The following is a 14746-nucleotide window of genomic DNA, read 5'->3' as shown; positions in this document are numbered from 1 at the left end:
ATGCAACCAGCTTAAGCAACCTTTAAGCAACTGTCAAGGGTTGCTTAAAGGTTGAGTAAGTTAAAGCTTCATTTGCGATCGGTGATTTTCTACAGCTTTCTCAAGTAAGGAAAACTATCTGCACCCATCGGTACAGTAACAAGCACCTTCTCGCCTTCAAGCTGCACATAATAGTCAATCTCCCTTGCCCCAAGTCCAATATTGGCAATCTTGCCTTTTTGCCCCTGGTAGTCGCTCTTTAGCGTAATTTCCACCAAGTCGCCTATCTCAAAGGTTCTAGGCTTCTTGGCAGAGGTTGCCGTTGATTTAGCGGTTTCTGTAGTACAGCTCATCATTGAGGACTGAGAGGTTTTAGGAGAAGTTATAAAAGTGTCCCCAATGTCCCCATTAGAGTTCAATCCTATATTTGGCATGGTTTTGGAATTGGGGACAGGGGTGTCCCCAATGTGTCCCCAATTGTCCCCATTAGATTGACTTGATGGGGACACTGTGTCACTTAATGGGGGTGTTGGGGACATAGTGGGGACAGGGGTGTCCCCATCTGTAATGCTTGCGGTGTCTTGCTTGTAGCCTATTGGGGACATTGGGGACACATAAGTAAGAGAAAATAGAATACTTCGCCCTTTGCTTGTAACCTCTCCATAATTCATGGTTGCTAATTCCGCGAACCATTCTTGAATTTCTTGATTTGATTTTCGGTGCTTTCCGTTGAAAGTCTTGCTTACCTCGCGAACTGATACCACGCCACCATTGCGTTCTGCCAGCGAGATGATTTTGGCGAGATTACTTTCAAGTGCATCGGGACTGGAAACCTCAATATTTATGCTCAAAGCTTGCTGTGTCGTGTACTCAACCCACTTGATAGCAGCAGCAACTTGACAGGCAGGAATCTTAGAGGAAACCTCAATCCCCATGTGTGCAGCGTGGATACAGTGCAGGATGGTTGCGACGCGGCCAACTTTCTCAGCGGCCTTACCTAACATCGCCCGCATCCCTTGTTTGGGATGATTCAGTCGGAGTCGCTGGCAGTGGTTGTAGTAGTCCACAAACAACTTTCGGGCTTCCTCATCTAGCTCGAATTGCATCATCGGGATAGCATCCACCCTTTCGTAGAGCGCTTGCAGCATTGGGTTGATGTCAATCTTTGACACCCCTAAAGTTATCTGAGTTAACGCTGGTGGCTGTTGAACAAAGTCAAATCGGGCAAAGGTTCCGTTGTCGTCACTGCCATCTCCCAGAAAGGGTTCTAAGACCTTGGGCTGGATGTTTCCATAAATAGAAAGGGATACCGCACCCACGTTGACAGTAGTGCCGGCTGCACGTGCCACTACAGCGCCATTACCACTCCAACATTCCAGTAAGTCCTCTTTGTCACTTCCCTTACCACTGCGGTACTGGTTGGCTGATTTGAAAAATCCTGCAAGCTCATCGCAGAGCCACAGTATCCCTTGAATGGGATTTCGACCTACCATCCCTGCTATCCCCTCCCATGTAGCTTTAGTGATGTAGGGGATTGTCTCCACAGGGGCATCAGGCGCGGGGCCTTTGTCCTCATCCTTGCTGTTTTTCCATTGTTCGAGCTCCTCTTTGTAGGCTTTTTCTTGGGCATTGAACTTCTCCTGGTTCTTTTGCCGCATTGCTGCTAGCGGGTCTGTAATCATGGCGTTCAATACCGGAGTCTTCATCTGGCTTGACTCAGCGATTAGAGCTCCGAAGTAACCAAAAGTCCGACACCGATACCTGTTCCATTCCTCCACAAGCATGGTGCTACTGCCATTCTTCAAGAATCTTGAGACACCGGAAATCAGTGCCAGCGCGTAGCATTCAGGCTTGAGGTTCATGCGTCGCGCTACTTCTTCGATCGGAGCGGCCAGAGATTCAGGGAAGATTTCTGAGAGTTTGACGCTGGCAGACTTGGAGGCCAGTAGTTGTTCAATTCCGATTCTCGTGTCTTCCTTGTTGGCTTCTTGCTCGGACTCTTGTTCAAGCTCGCGGTAAATTTTCCAGACATCGGCAGAGTTGAGACGGTATTTTTGGGCGAGCTCGGAGATTTTAAGCTGTAGCTGAGATTTCTTGAGGTCGGACTCTAGCAGTTCTTCAATCTCTCCCCCTAGCTCGGAGATGTGGGGAACTTGAAACTTTTCAGGACGGACAACTTTTGCCCCTAACTGGGGGGAAGTTTCAAAAACCTTCTTCTCTCCGATTGCGGCCTTTACTTGACTTGCTGAAAGTTTTTCGTGGTCAATCCAATCAAAAATATCGAGCCCGCCTTTCTCTGGCAAATTTTCCCAAGCTTTACTCTCTGGGAACGGATAGAGCCACAGAGCATCAGGGAAGTGTTCGGCAAGCTTGTCGGCGTGTTCAATTCCCTTTTTGTCACGGTCAGGGACTATGACAATCACCTTTGCACCCTGCAAGTCCAAAGAGTCCGTAAGTGTGAATTTACCGCTACCGCCGATATTGGTAGTCGCAGCTAGCCCAAGCTTCCAAAATAAGTCAGCGCAAGGTTCACCCTCTACAAGGTAAATCGTTTCATTATTTGCGATCGCCTTTCTGATTTCGGCATAGCGGTAAACCGGGATACTGGCACGGGCAACCTTGTTTAAATCCTTATCTGTGCCTAGCCCGTACAGCCATTGTTTTTTATCTTTATCCCAGCGTTGTTGCTTGATTTTCTTGTTGCCCTCACCATCGTCAACCCGTTCTACACGTGCCAAAGGGTAGCCATTGCGATCGGGATATTCCCAATAGCGAGTACCTTTTGGGCGGATGTCTTTGGTAGTTTTTTCTTTGAAGACGTACACGCCACAGCGGCTATCAGAACTTGTGCCGTCAAAGTGCCACAGGTCAGGCTGTTGAGTTTTGGTGTGGTCAAAGTTTTGATGACACAGTACCATCTTCCCGTCATGGCTAATACGGCAGTCGCGGTCTTTGGTGCGTCCACAGACCGGGCAAGGATTGGACTTGCTGCTGCTGACAAGATTTCCGCGAACACTTGTAAGTTGACCGCCGATTGAAGTAGAATTGTCGTACATGAAAATTTCTCGCCCTAAGCGAGTTTGATTGCCAAAAGCCGTTGCGTAAGGGTTCCAATCTTCGAGCAGCGGTTTTTTGGTTTTTACAGTTTTTGAAAAATTCAAGGCATAGGAGGAACCGCCCCGCGAGTTAGATTGCGGGTGCAATTAAGCTGTCGTTGCGAGCACAGCCACCTATTTCGATACCAGGGAGAGGGATAAATCGGACAATCGGAGGATCGAGAATACCCCCACATATTTTGTTGCCTTGACTACAAGGACACGGCAAGGCAAACAAATAGGCGACAAAGAGGCAGAGGAGCCAAAACAAGAAATTAAGCCTAGGGCGCGGCGGAAAATTCTTAAGCAGCTTCTTGATTTCTTCCCGTGTTTCTTCCTCTAAGCGCTTACAGACGAACTGCCAAAACTCCCACTGGTTAAAAGTCTTGGGAGTCTTTATCCTATTTTCTCCCCAACCTAAAAAAGAATTTAGACGATTGCTCACCAGCGCAAGATTGTAAGTATCGACAGGGGAGATTTCCTCCTCATTGCCCCAAAGGTGCTTGTTGAGAAGCTTGATACTGCTAATTAGTGCGAGGGTGTCGTCTATCATTTCATTATTTTAGTGGTGGCGGTACATCTTCAACAAACAGCCGTCGCTCAAATTTTGTCCCAGCAACGAACCGAAAACGTAAAAAAAACGTACCGAAAACGTACCAAAACTCACTCGTCGGGTTTAAAGGTAAAAGCACTAGACGAGTGAGTCAGAACAAGGCTTTCGGCGCCGCCAAGTCAGAGGGACTTTTGTCCGAAATTTCGGACGGATTTTTCTGCGCCCTGACCACCTAAAACAGCATCCCACGGCCGAGGTTGTGCTTCCCCCGGTGTTGGTGTTGCCGAGACTGCTACACCGATCTGCGGTAATTGCAGTTCGTTGAGGTAGTAAGCGTACTGATTGTCCTCTCCCCGTTGCGGGTAAAACTTGCCGTTAGTTTTCCAAAAGAAGTCCTTGCCTCGCAGAACTGCCAGAACTAACTCTATTTCTGACTTAGTACCAGTCAATCTTAGGGCTGCTGCTGTGGGGATGTTTGGCAGTCTGTTCATTCCTTTTCCCCCTCAAACTGATTGATTAAATTTTGCAATTTCACCTTGCCTTCTGAGAATTTGCGCCCTCCCATTTTGAGTACATTCTCAACAATCCAAGTCACAGACTTACCCGCTTCCATTGACTTACAAACTTCCAAGTATATAGGGTAATCAGGAGAGTCGGAAGCGGAAGCAGTTTCCTGTAAGTCGCTGCTGTATATAGCTTCCAGCGCTTGACGGCTAGCTTCCACGTCAACGCCAGGGGAAGTCAGGATAAGTTCTACTTCCTGTTGTCTTTGTTGCTGTGAAACGTAGACGCTGGCACTAATTTCGTCCTCTACATCTGCCTTAATTGCTCTCAGTTTCAGTTTCTCGATTTCTCCCTTGTCTGCCAGTTGACGGGCGATATTTCCAGCGGAAACTGCACAGGCAATTGCAGCACACAAACTCACCCCTTGCAGCGCTTTGTGAGTGTCTAGCGTTTTGTCTAGTGCTGATAGTGGAACCAACCACAGCACAACAGAGGACGCACTCAATACAAACAGTTTTAGCTGCATAGAAACATCCCCAAACCAATCAGCAGCATCGCCAAACCGCCAATTAAAACTGCCTGTAAATCAGCCACTGAAATCTTGAGTAACTTACTCAGGGAGTAGTCAAGCAACCAGCTCAACCCCCAAGCAATCGCAATCGCTGCTAACAAAAATGAAACGGCTTTCATTGCCATCGGATGCAGACTCGCTATCCACCCCAGAAGGGAGAAAGCGACGCATCCGGCAACGAAGTAGTTAGCCAGATACATCGCTTTCATTTAGTCAGTTCCCCCCGTGAGTTTTGCCTTAATCGCATCAATCCGAGTACGGGCATCGCTGTCAGCTTTATCAATCCCTAAACCCAGTCGGGCATAGCCGGGACGCAAACTGTGCAAGTGCTTAGCTAGTCGAGTGTCTGAGCGCTTTTTTCCCAGTTCATTATCGGCGACAACACCCTCATATTTGCGGTGATGACGGTGAACTTTAGCATCGGCTTCTTCGACTTTTGCCAGAGCTTCATAGGCACGTTTAGACTGTTTTGCACCGTCTGTTTTCTCCTTTGCCAAGTCCTTCATAGCGTCCGCTTCTTCCTTAGTAAAGTAGCGCGGTGCTGGCACAACTGGAACACTGCGGATGCTGGAAAAATTACCAGGATTTAGCGGTGTGATGACGCTTGTGTCAGTGCTTGCCAAAACTTTTGATTTGTCGATTGCGTGTCCGCCGTCGTTGCTGGCAGTCATTTTTCCAGCATCAGAATTGCCACCGAATAGGCGTAGTTGTAAGCTCATAATTTTGTCCCGATTTGAATGTTGATGCGAACTGGGGAAGGAAATAAATTCAGGGGATTGATTTGTCGCCACATAGACATTGCCAGCACAAATACCCCCGCCGATGCGAGTACAAGTGCGATGAGTTGCCCAAAGTCAACCCAGTCTAAAAAAGTGGAATTCTGGCGGGTGAAACCGCACACAGGGAATGAACCGTCGTTAGTCCAATCAAGGCTGTCTACAGTGTCTACAGCTTGCGGGTTAAGCAGTTCAGGCGTGGTGTCTACAATGTCTACAGCTTGCGGGTCAAGCAGTTCAGGTATTGTGTCTACAGTGTCTACACTCAAACTGTCTACAGTGTCTACCTTCACTGTGTCAAGTGACTCACCGTCAACTAGGTACAGTTCTAGCAGCGCTTCCCAGGTAGCAGTTTTGCTGAGTTTCCCGAACTGTCTGGCGTCTTCATTGGTGAAGCCACGGTCATAGGCGATCGCCTTTAATTGGTCAATGCGACGGTAGCTGACGGTAGGTTTAGTCATGGCAAAACCCCGTCAACTCAATCATTAAGAGTTGCGATCGTCCGTTAGGACAATCGGCTGAAAATGGCATAATTTATAGGCTCCAAACGTTGAGATTGAACGGTTTGGGGAAGTCGTGGTTTGGCTAGCATTGCAAGTGCTCGTCAACCGCGCATCAATCTTCCTTAGTTACTCACGAGTGCAGACTTCCACTTCCTTGTCAACACAGGAAGTGTAAAGTCTGGTTTCGCAAAAGTTGCCCCTAGAATCAACATCCTAACAGCATCAAAGCGGGCGTAAATGCTCCAAAATTTTGCCGTCTAAATACACAGCATTAATCACTTTCTCCGACGTATCACACCATTTAGCAACCACTGCACTCGGTACACCCTTACCAACTTGTTCGCTGATAAAAGTATCCCGACAAGAGTAGGGAGTAGTCGTTTTGTGGTGTCCTTCACAGGCGCGAGTTTTCTCGGTTATTGAGTCAACCAACGGGTGCCAAGTTCTTATAGTGAAATTGCTGTAATTAATCGCCCCGCCCTTCTTGGGTGAGGGAAAAACCAGACTGTTTCTATCCGTCAAATTTTCAGGCTCAAGCTTTCTTAAAAACTCGCTTAACTCCTGATTACAAGGGAACCTACGACGCTTGTTGTTTTTACTGCCATCAACCCTAGTCTCTATTCCGCCCGGATGCTGCACACTGCCGTTGAACACAATGTGAGAAAAGTCGGAAGCAATATCGCGCCACCTCAAGCCAACAGCCTCCGAGGGACGGCATCCAGTCATGAACCAAAATTGCACCACAGGGTAATAAAAGCAAAGCTTCTGCCCTCCATAGCCCCTGCCGTTCCAATTCCCATTGTGGTGTTTGAAAGCTTCTAATACCAACGCCTTTTCTTCTGGACTAAAAGCGTTCGGTTCGGGGTCGTTTTGCCAGTTGTGTTTTGGCAAGTCGGCTGCCATTCCGTTAAAAGGGGAAGCGGACAACCTGGTGATAATTTTGAATTTAATCCCCCATTCAACGGCTGCATTCACGTAAGTCAAGACTCGCTTAGTCATGCTGTTAGTAGTATCGCCTAGCAGCCACGCGCGTATTTGCAAAGCATCATCCTCAGACAAGCCTTGGTAAGGGCAGCGGTCAATATAAGCTTGAATGCTCGTTACTAAATAGTGAAAAGTTGTGGGCTTGACAGCAGGTTTTTTGAACTCTAAATATCTCTCAAATAATTTACTTAGAGTCAGTTCCGGTTTAGGCTTGATTGTCTCAACAACAGTCAAGTGAGTCTGTGACTTGTACTTTTTGAGAGTTGGGTCAAACCGCTCAAACTTGATGTCGGATTCAATCGACTGTGCTTTGGCTTCTGCCAGTTCCCAGTTTTCAGGGGTATCTGCCATCCCCAAAGACAGGTATTTTTGCTCTCCCCCGTACAAATGTCTTGGCAGTTGTAACCGCAGTCTCCCCTCGCGAGTTGCTACCACCACAGAACCGTAAGAAGCTTTCCTGCCCGATTGGGGAGTTTTAGTCATGTATTTTTGCTCAAACTCGATCGACCAATTTTACAAAATTGACTACGGTTTGACTACGGAAACAGCGGACGGCAAAAACCTTTTGTGAGAATTCCTTACGGTACAAAGGGTTTGCAGATTCCTTGCTATCGCTTGGAAGGCTGAACGTCGTGGGTTCGAGTCCCACCGTCCGCTTGCGAAAAAACTCTTTAAAACTCTTGAGGAATCAAGGGTTTTGGCGTTTCTAGGGCTGGATCTCTGTGGTTGTACAGGATGTTTTTGGAGACAAACACAGGGTTTTTGAGGGCTGTTTGGAGACAATTTGGAGACAATGTGGAGAGTATTTGGAGTGTCTCTAAATATGGCTTTGGTTAAGCGCCTAGCTCTGCCAATACGTCCAGCACAGTTTCCATATCCGCCAAATCAGCCCTCGACTTTTTGCGTGGTGCTTTTAACCCACATTCCGCACCTCTACTAGACGTATGGGTCATGGTAAAATTTCAAAAGCGACAGGACAAGGTTAGCACTTTGGAGACAATTTCGAGACCACACGGGATACAAAAATTAGTTCGGAGGATGTAACCCTTTGCCAGTATGGGGTTCCATGAGTGATGCTTACCTCTTCCGCTGAACATCGTGGGTTCGAGTCCCACCGTCCGCTTTGACTGAATTTTCATATAATTTAATTATGAAATTTAATTACTCTTATCCATTCGATATATGGCTTATTTCTTAACCGCTGCTTTATATAAGTTCGTTGAACTACCGGATTTTGCTGAGCTGAAAGCACCGCTACTCGATTGTTGCAACCACAACAACGTTAAAGGCACTATCTTGCTGGCCCAAGAAGGCATTAATGGCACGATTGCCGGCTCGTCCGAGGGCGTACACGCAGTGCTGGCATTCTTGCGTAGTGACCCGCGTTTTGCGGATTTGGTACACAAGGAATCTTTCTCGGAAAAAGCACCTTTTTACCGCCTGAAAATACGCTTGAAGCGCGAAATCGTCACGATGGGGGTACCGGAGATTAATCCGCGCCTCATGGCGGGCAAATATGTTAAGCCTGATGAGTGGAATAAGCTGCTTGACGATCCCGATGTTGTGGTGGTTGATGTGCGTAACGACTTCGAGGTATCTATGGGTACTTTTGAAGGCGCTATTAATCCAAAAACAAAAAGCTTTTCCGAGTTACCTGAATGGGTGTTGCGGGAAACTGCTTTACGCAATAAACCCAAGGTGGCAATGTTTTGCACGGGTGGTATTCGCTGCGAGAAATCTACTGCTTTTTTGCGTAGTCAAGGTTTTGAGGAAGTCTATCATCTCGAAGGCGGAATTTTAAAATATTTGGAAACGGTGCCGGAAGCAGAAAGTCGTTGGGAAGGTGAATGTTTTGTGTTTGATGAACGGGTTTCTGTTGGTCAGGACTTAAAGCCGGGAAACTATGAACTTTGTCGCGGTTGTCGTCACCCGATTAGTCAGGAAGATAAGGCTTCTGAATTATTTGTACTTGGTGTGAGTTGTCCTCATTGTCATGACTCAAAAACTGAAACTAAAAAACAAGCTTTATCTGAACGTCAACGTCAGATTGAGCTTGCTAAGCGTCGCAACCAAGTACATATAGGCGCCCGCTACGAGGCGAAGGAAAAAGTAGATGGTGCGATCGACTAATATTATTATTCACTAAGTTCAAAGAAACCCGGTTTCTCGGAAAAATCTTGTGTGGCGACGAGAAATATCGAAAGAAACCGGGTTTCTGACCCGAAAAACCCGATCGTGCGATCGACTAAACATATAATATGTCAGCAACATACCCGATTTTGTATTCCTTCCGCCGCTGTCCCTATGCTATGCGCGCGCGCTTGGCCTTAATGGTTAGCAATCGGGTGTGTGAGTTGCGGGAAGTTGTTTTGCGAGACAAACCACCAGAGATGTTGGAGGTATCTCCCAAAGGTACAGTACCAATATTGATTGATGTTGACGGGCGTGTACTCGATCAAAGTATTGATATCATGTTGTGGGCATTGAGACAACACGATCCTGAAAAATGGTTGATGCCACAGCAAGGTTCTGTTACAGAAATGTTGGAACTTATAGCTCTATTTGATGATAGGTTTAAATATCATCTTGACCGTTATAAGTACCCCGATCGTTATCCCGGTGTTGATGCCCAAGTACATCGTTATGAAGGTTCTTTATTCCTGGAAAAACTCAACTCACAGTTAAGTGCCACTAAATATTTGTTTGGTAACAATGTAGCATTTGCTGATATGGCGATCGCACCTTTTGTTCGTCAATTCGCTCATACAGCAGATCGAACTTGGTTCAACCAACAGCCTTGGCCTGGGCTACAAGCTTGGTTAACAGCGTTCACAGAGTCGGAAATTTATAGCAGTGTTATGCAGAAATATCCGAAATGGGAATCCGGTAATCTAGGTGTTATTTTTCCTTCCTCGTAATTAGTTATTCAGGACTTAGGCACTCAAGGGCGTTGAATCAAGGGTTTGAGATTGTTTCACTACGTTTTCTAGGGACAGAAAATGGTAGCCTTTTAGGAACAGGCAAGATGCCTGTTCCACAAGAAAATTTATCTTTTGTGGAACGGGCATCTTGCCCGTTCTTGAGAAGGGTGTAAAATGTGAGTTTTAACTCATAGGTTGCACCATTCTCAATGAGCCTTTTAGGAACAGGCAAGATGCCTGTTCCACAAGAAAATTTATCCACAAGAAAATTTATCTTTTGTGGAACGGGCATCTTGCCCGTTCTTGAGAAGGGTGTAAAATGTGAGTTTTAACTCATAGGTTGCACCATTCTCAATGAGCCTTTTAGGAACAGGCAAGATGCCTGTTCCACAAGAAAATTTATCCTTAAGAAAATTTATCTTGTGTGGAACGGGCATCTTGCCCGTTCTGGAGAATGGTGCAAGATGTGAGTTTTAATACATAGGTTGCACCATTCTCAACTAGCCTTTTAGGAACAGGCAAGATGCCTGTTCCACAAGAAAATTTATATTTAAGAAAATTTATCTTTTGTGGAACGGGCATCTTGCCCGTTCTGGAGAATGGTGCAAAATGTGAGTTACCATGCTAAACTTATTTTTTTCAGAATACAAGATTTACTGTCATTTGACTAGAAAAGTGACACCGGCAAAAATCGCATTTTGCTAAAAATTTTAACGTGAAAGGCGTTAGTGTATTCTAGTAAGTATTGTCAGGCTGAAACTATGATTGATGTTGGTTCGTTAGTTCGATCGCCCAGAAACGATTTGGGAGTCGGAAAAGTTGTCGAGGTATCGCGTACCGAGGCGGTAGTTGAATATTTTTGCTCAGTTAAAAACCGCCTCCGCAAAACTGTGCCATTAAGTCTACTGCAAGAAGCTAGACTTCAGCGCCAAACCCGCTGCTACCTCTGGAGTACCACTCAGGAAAGATGGATAATTGGGCGAGTTTATGACTGGGATGAAGATAAATTAGAGTACGAAATTGACCTCCCCGACAGCCAAAGTTTGCAAGCTGTTGAAACCGAACTTTACGTTCGCTGCAATATCCCGATCGCCGATCCGATCGACATTTTAGCAGTCAAAGGCCAAGAAACGCCGTATTTTCACGATCGCCGATTGGCATTCGTTCAATCTGCGATCGAACAGCGGGCCGTCAGCCGCGGCATGACGGGTTTAATTTCTGCTAACATAGACCTCTATCCGCACCAAGTAGAAGTCGTCCGGCGCGTCCTAGAAGACCCAATCGTGCGCTATTTATTGGCAGACGAACCAGGACTCGGAAAAACAGTAGAAGCCGGCACAATTCTCCGCCAATTTCTGCTAGATGAACCCAACGGACGCGCTGTGGTTCTGGTTCCGAAATACTTGCTCGAACAGTGGCGGCAGGAGTTGGAAAATAAATTCTATTTGTCTCATTTTGCTGACCGAGTGCAGCTTGTGGCTGTTAGCGACATCAATCAAATTAGCCGCAACGCTAACCTCGATTTTCTGATTGTGGATGAAGCGCATGATGTGGCGGCAATGGCAAATTCGAGCGATCGTGTTGAGCAGCAGTCGTTTGAACTTTGTCAGAAACTAGCTCAAAAAAGTAAAAATGTATTGTTATTATCTGCAACGCCAGTTCTCGGCCGCGAGCAAGATTTTCTAACGATGCTGCACTTGCTAGAGCCCGCAACTTACCGTCTTGATGACCTGGAAAGCTTCAAAGAACAGGTGCAAAACCGTCAAGAAATCGGCCGCGCTTTGCTGGATTTCCGAGAAAATGCCAAGCCGGCTGTTTTGCAAACAAAACTCGCTCAACTTCGCACTATTTTCGCCAAAGATGATTATTTAATCGGCTTAGCAACAGATTTAGAAAGTTGTTTGAAAACTAAAGAAACCGCAGAACAGGCTCGCCTAGTCCGAACTATTCGCACTCACGTTAGAGATACCTACCGCCTGCACCGTCGCATCCTTCGCAACCGCCGGGATGCGGTTGAAGATGTGATTTTCGATCGAGAGGGTGTCCCCAAAACTGAGTACGATCTGAATGATGAACAGTGGTCGGAAATTCAAACTGTACTCGATAAATGGCGCACAGTCGCTCCCAAGTCGATCGAATATCAGAGAATTTTTCTGCTGTTTTTCCGCGCTTCTGGTACTTGGCTGAATGTTTTAGAACGGGTTGTCAAAGCTCGCTTGCAGAAAAAATCGACTCCCGAACTCGATCGCGAATTTGGACAAAATGACACGGCAATTTTGACCAAAACGGAGCTGTTTCCCGAAGAAAGGGAAATGCTGGAAACCTTGCTCAATACCCTGGAAAAGCCCCAGGAAGGACTCGATCGACTGAGTTTGTTACGAATCGCCATTCTCCGATTTCTGGCAGTTGCTTTGAAGGTTCCGCGCGAGTATCACAGCAAACCTCGCGATTTGCTGTCGAGAATTCAACAGCAAATTAAACGGCCGATTCCGGGCGAGCGTTTCCCGAAAATTGTGATCTTTACCAGTTTTACTGCAACTTGTCAAGAGATTGCGGAAAATTTAGCTAAAATCTTTGGTAAAAATGCGATCGCCAGCCATGACACGAGCAAATCGGCTGATGATGTTGAGGCTAGTCTCAAGCGGTTTAAGACAGAAGCGCATTGTTTTATCTTAGTGTGCGATCGATCGGCAGAAGTAGGGGTAAATCTGCAATTGACAGATTGGTTAGTTCACTTCGATTTGCCGTGGTTTCCCAACCAGTTAGAACAAAGACTCGGCAGAGTCGATCGCATTGGCAGCAAAATGGGAGTGCAATTTTGTTTGTTTGCAGGCCCGGATTTGCCGGAGAGTCCCCACGAAGCTTGGTTTCAAGTTTTAAAAGATGGGTTTGATATCTTCAACAAATCTATTGCCAGCCTTCAGTTTTATGCTGAGGAAAAAATTATCAAACTTGAAGAAAAGTTGTTTGCTGAGGGAGGCAAGGGTTTATCCAGCGAAATTGAAGCGATTAAAACTGAAATCGAACAAGAGAAAATAAAAATTGACGAACAGTACGTTCTTGATGAAATTGATACTCTTGATGACACTGCATCTCAGTATTTTGAATCTCTCGACAACTGCGATGCTAAGCATAAAGAAATGCAGCGGGCTACTGAAGGTTGGTTGTGTCAAGCTCTTCACTTCAAACAAATCGAACATCCGAGTGTATCGGGGTTGATGCGCTATAAACCTACTCAAAAAACGTTAATTCCCTCGAAGGATTTGATGACCAGATTGGTTCCTTATTGCCAGCAATATGGTAGTTACAATCGCCGTATTGCTTATCAGAATGCGGATGTGGCTCTTTACCGCATTGGTGAGGGATTGATCGATGCACTTGGCTCTTATATTCGCTGGGACGATCGCGGTCAAGCTTTTGCCATGTGGCGGCATGATGAAAGTTGGGATGCGGAGCCAGGGAAGGAGTGGTTCGGCTTTCAGTTTAATTATTCAATCCAGACTGATGTGCAGCCAGCCGAGCAAGTTTTGCAAGCACAAAACATCGAAAATTACAACTTGAAAGCTTTGCAGCGCCGCGCTGATGCTCTGTTTATCCCAATTTTTGAAACTGTGTTTGTAGATGCTCGCAGCGAGCAGATGTCTCTGGTGGAAGATGCGGAAATTCTAGCGATTTTGCAGCGGGCTTATAAGGGGAAAGGCGGGCCAAATCGGGATTACAATTTGTCGAAAAATCGCACGTCGCTGATTGACAGTTTTGTCGATCCGCTAGAATGGGATGATTTTTGTCAAAAGGGACGGGTGGTATCGGAGGAATTGCTGCGGGGGCGATCGGCTTTTGTGGAAATGTGCGATCGATCTGCTGTTACTGCTGCTATCCAACTCGAAAACCGGGTGAATCAATTGCAATTGCGCTTGAATCGACTTTCTAAATCCGAACAACTTTTAGAATCGGTTTTGGCTGAGGAAATCAGTACGGAAAGTTTGTTGAGTCAAGCGGTTTTAGCTGGGATTCGCCGCCCGCACATGACTCTTGAGTCTGTGGGATTTATGGTGATTTCTGGGCGTCCTCCTGCTGTAAAGGAGTAGCCATAAAACGCAAAATCAATAGTTTCAGCCATTCTCACTCTAGATTCTAGAGTAATTCTAGACTACTAACGTGTTTACGCCGTTTCAGCCGTTCAGCTAGGTTACTTAAGAGTGATTTTTCTCTAGATAAATTCTAGACAGTGCTACACGTAGCGATATTTACGATTGTGCTGCAGGCCGAAACTCAATATCGACTTTAAAGTAAATCACTAGCGACACCATACCGTACCGGCCCTAGCCTTCATTTTTACTCTTAGCCGCCAGTAATAGGCGGCTATACTCAAAGATGCTAAACCCGATACCGTCCCGGTCGCAACCCGAAAACCTACAATCACAAGATGTGCATAGCGTGAGTGACACGATCGAACTACTGTGCCGTGCGATCGCACTGAGTTAAGGTAACAAGCTATCCAGCATATCCAAAATTTCCTCTAGATCTGCTAGGTCGCACTTGGACTTCTTGCGCTTGGCTTTTAATTGGTTGAGTAAGCGGCCCGCTTCTGGTAGCTTAAATTTAGCTACTGGCGTTGTCGGCGGGTTGACCTGTACTGTCTCAAGTTGTGATCGAGCTTCCTCTAACTGTTGATTAAGTTTTTCCCTTTCAGTCTCTGAGTTATCTAACATACTCTGTAACCGCTGATTCTCGATACGTACCGCATCTAGTTCCTGCCTGAGTGATTCAGCCTCACCCTCACTCAGGGCAAGGGATTTTCCCGGCAGTACCTCTACAGCAACACTTCCAATATGTGTGTTACTTGTTGCCGGAGTAGGT

The 14746-nt window shown here is 46.3% G+C and carries 12 protein-coding genes and 1 pseudogene; 3 read left to right on the top strand and 10 right to left on the bottom strand.

From position 1 onward, the window contains the following. Nucleotides 1–89: 89 nt before the first annotated feature. From QUB16_RS07525 to QUB16_RS07490, 8 genes are all read right to left on the bottom strand, one after another. Nucleotides 90–3140, bottom strand: a complete 3051-nt coding sequence (locus tag QUB16_RS07525; RefSeq protein ID WP_333315233.1) for a DUF3987 domain-containing protein — start codon at nucleotides 3138–3140, stop codon at nucleotides 90–92. A gap of 25 nt (nucleotides 3141–3165) precedes the next feature. Then, the gene (locus QUB16_RS07520) at nucleotides 3166–3627 is read right to left on the bottom strand and encodes a hypothetical protein (RefSeq protein ID WP_333315231.1); all 462 of its coding nucleotides are present in this window, start codon (nucleotides 3625–3627) and stop codon (nucleotides 3166–3168) included. A gap of 179 nt (nucleotides 3628–3806) precedes the next feature. Next, nucleotides 3807–4118, bottom strand: a complete 312-nt coding sequence (locus QUB16_RS07515) for a hypothetical protein (protein WP_333315230.1) — start codon at nucleotides 4116–4118, stop codon at nucleotides 3807–3809. After that, nucleotides 4115–4657: a hypothetical protein gene (locus QUB16_RS07510; protein WP_333315229.1), complete on the bottom strand. Its 543-nt coding sequence runs from the start codon at nucleotides 4655–4657 to the stop codon at nucleotides 4115–4117. The genes QUB16_RS07515 and QUB16_RS07510 overlap by 4 nt, the downstream gene beginning before the upstream one ends. Next, on the bottom strand, nucleotides 4648–4911 hold the full coding sequence (locus QUB16_RS07505; RefSeq protein WP_333315228.1) for a hypothetical protein: 264 nt from the start codon (nucleotides 4909–4911) through the stop codon (nucleotides 4648–4650). Before QUB16_RS07505 ends, QUB16_RS07510 begins: the two co-directional genes overlap by 10 nt. Next, nucleotides 4912–5421, bottom strand: coding sequence for a hypothetical protein (locus tag QUB16_RS07500; protein WP_333315227.1), 510 nt, complete (start codon nucleotides 5419–5421; stop codon nucleotides 4912–4914). It abuts the gene before it with no gap. Continuing rightward, nucleotides 5418–5939 (bottom strand): hypothetical protein, encoded by a 522-nt coding sequence (locus QUB16_RS07495; protein ID WP_333315226.1) that lies wholly within the window; start codon nucleotides 5937–5939, stop codon nucleotides 5418–5420. The genes QUB16_RS07500 and QUB16_RS07495 overlap by 4 nt, the downstream gene beginning before the upstream one ends. 264 nt (nucleotides 5940–6203) lie before the next feature. Continuing rightward, a complete protein-coding gene (locus QUB16_RS07490; RefSeq protein WP_333315225.1) occupies nucleotides 6204–7448 on the bottom strand; it encodes a tyrosine-type recombinase/integrase in 1245 nt (414 codons plus the stop codon). Nucleotides 7449–8147: 699 nt separating this feature from the next. Here QUB16_RS07490 and trhO point away from each other — a divergent pair. Beyond that, on the top strand, nucleotides 8148–9095 hold the full coding sequence (gene trhO, locus QUB16_RS07485; RefSeq protein ID WP_333315223.1) for an oxygen-dependent tRNA uridine(34) hydroxylase TrhO: 948 nt from the start codon (nucleotides 8148–8150) through the stop codon (nucleotides 9093–9095). Nucleotides 9096–9223: 128 nt separating this feature from the next. Continuing rightward, nucleotides 9224–9883 carry a glutathione S-transferase gene (locus tag QUB16_RS07480; RefSeq protein ID WP_333315221.1) on the top strand — a complete coding sequence of 220 codons (660 nt, stop codon included), beginning with the start codon at nucleotides 9224–9226 and terminating at the stop codon, nucleotides 9881–9883. A gap of 37 nt (nucleotides 9884–9920) precedes the next feature. On the opposite strand, the gene QUB16_RS07475 is transcribed toward QUB16_RS07480, so the two are convergent. Further along, nucleotides 9921–10178 carry a hypothetical protein gene (locus QUB16_RS07475; protein WP_333315220.1) on the bottom strand — a complete coding sequence of 86 codons (258 nt, stop codon included), beginning with the start codon at nucleotides 10176–10178 and terminating at the stop codon, nucleotides 9921–9923. Between the two features lie 469 nt (nucleotides 10179–10647). On the opposite strand from QUB16_RS07475, the gene dpdE reads away from it, so the two are divergent. After that, nucleotides 10648–13974 carry a protein DpdE gene (gene dpdE / locus QUB16_RS07470; RefSeq protein ID WP_333315218.1) on the top strand — a complete coding sequence of 1109 codons (3327 nt, stop codon included), beginning with the start codon at nucleotides 10648–10650 and terminating at the stop codon, nucleotides 13972–13974. Between the two features lie 393 nt (nucleotides 13975–14367). On the opposite strand, the pseudogene QUB16_RS07465 reads toward dpdE, so the two are convergent. Next, a pseudogene (locus QUB16_RS07465) lies at nucleotides 14368–14746 on the bottom strand (hypothetical protein); the annotation flags it as partial.

The organism is Microcoleus sp. D3_18a_C4 (genome assembly GCF_036702415.1).
Lineage (GTDB): Bacteria > Cyanobacteriota > Cyanobacteriia > Cyanobacteriales > Microcoleaceae > Microcoleus.
This window is presented reverse-complemented; position numbering and strand designations above follow the sequence as displayed.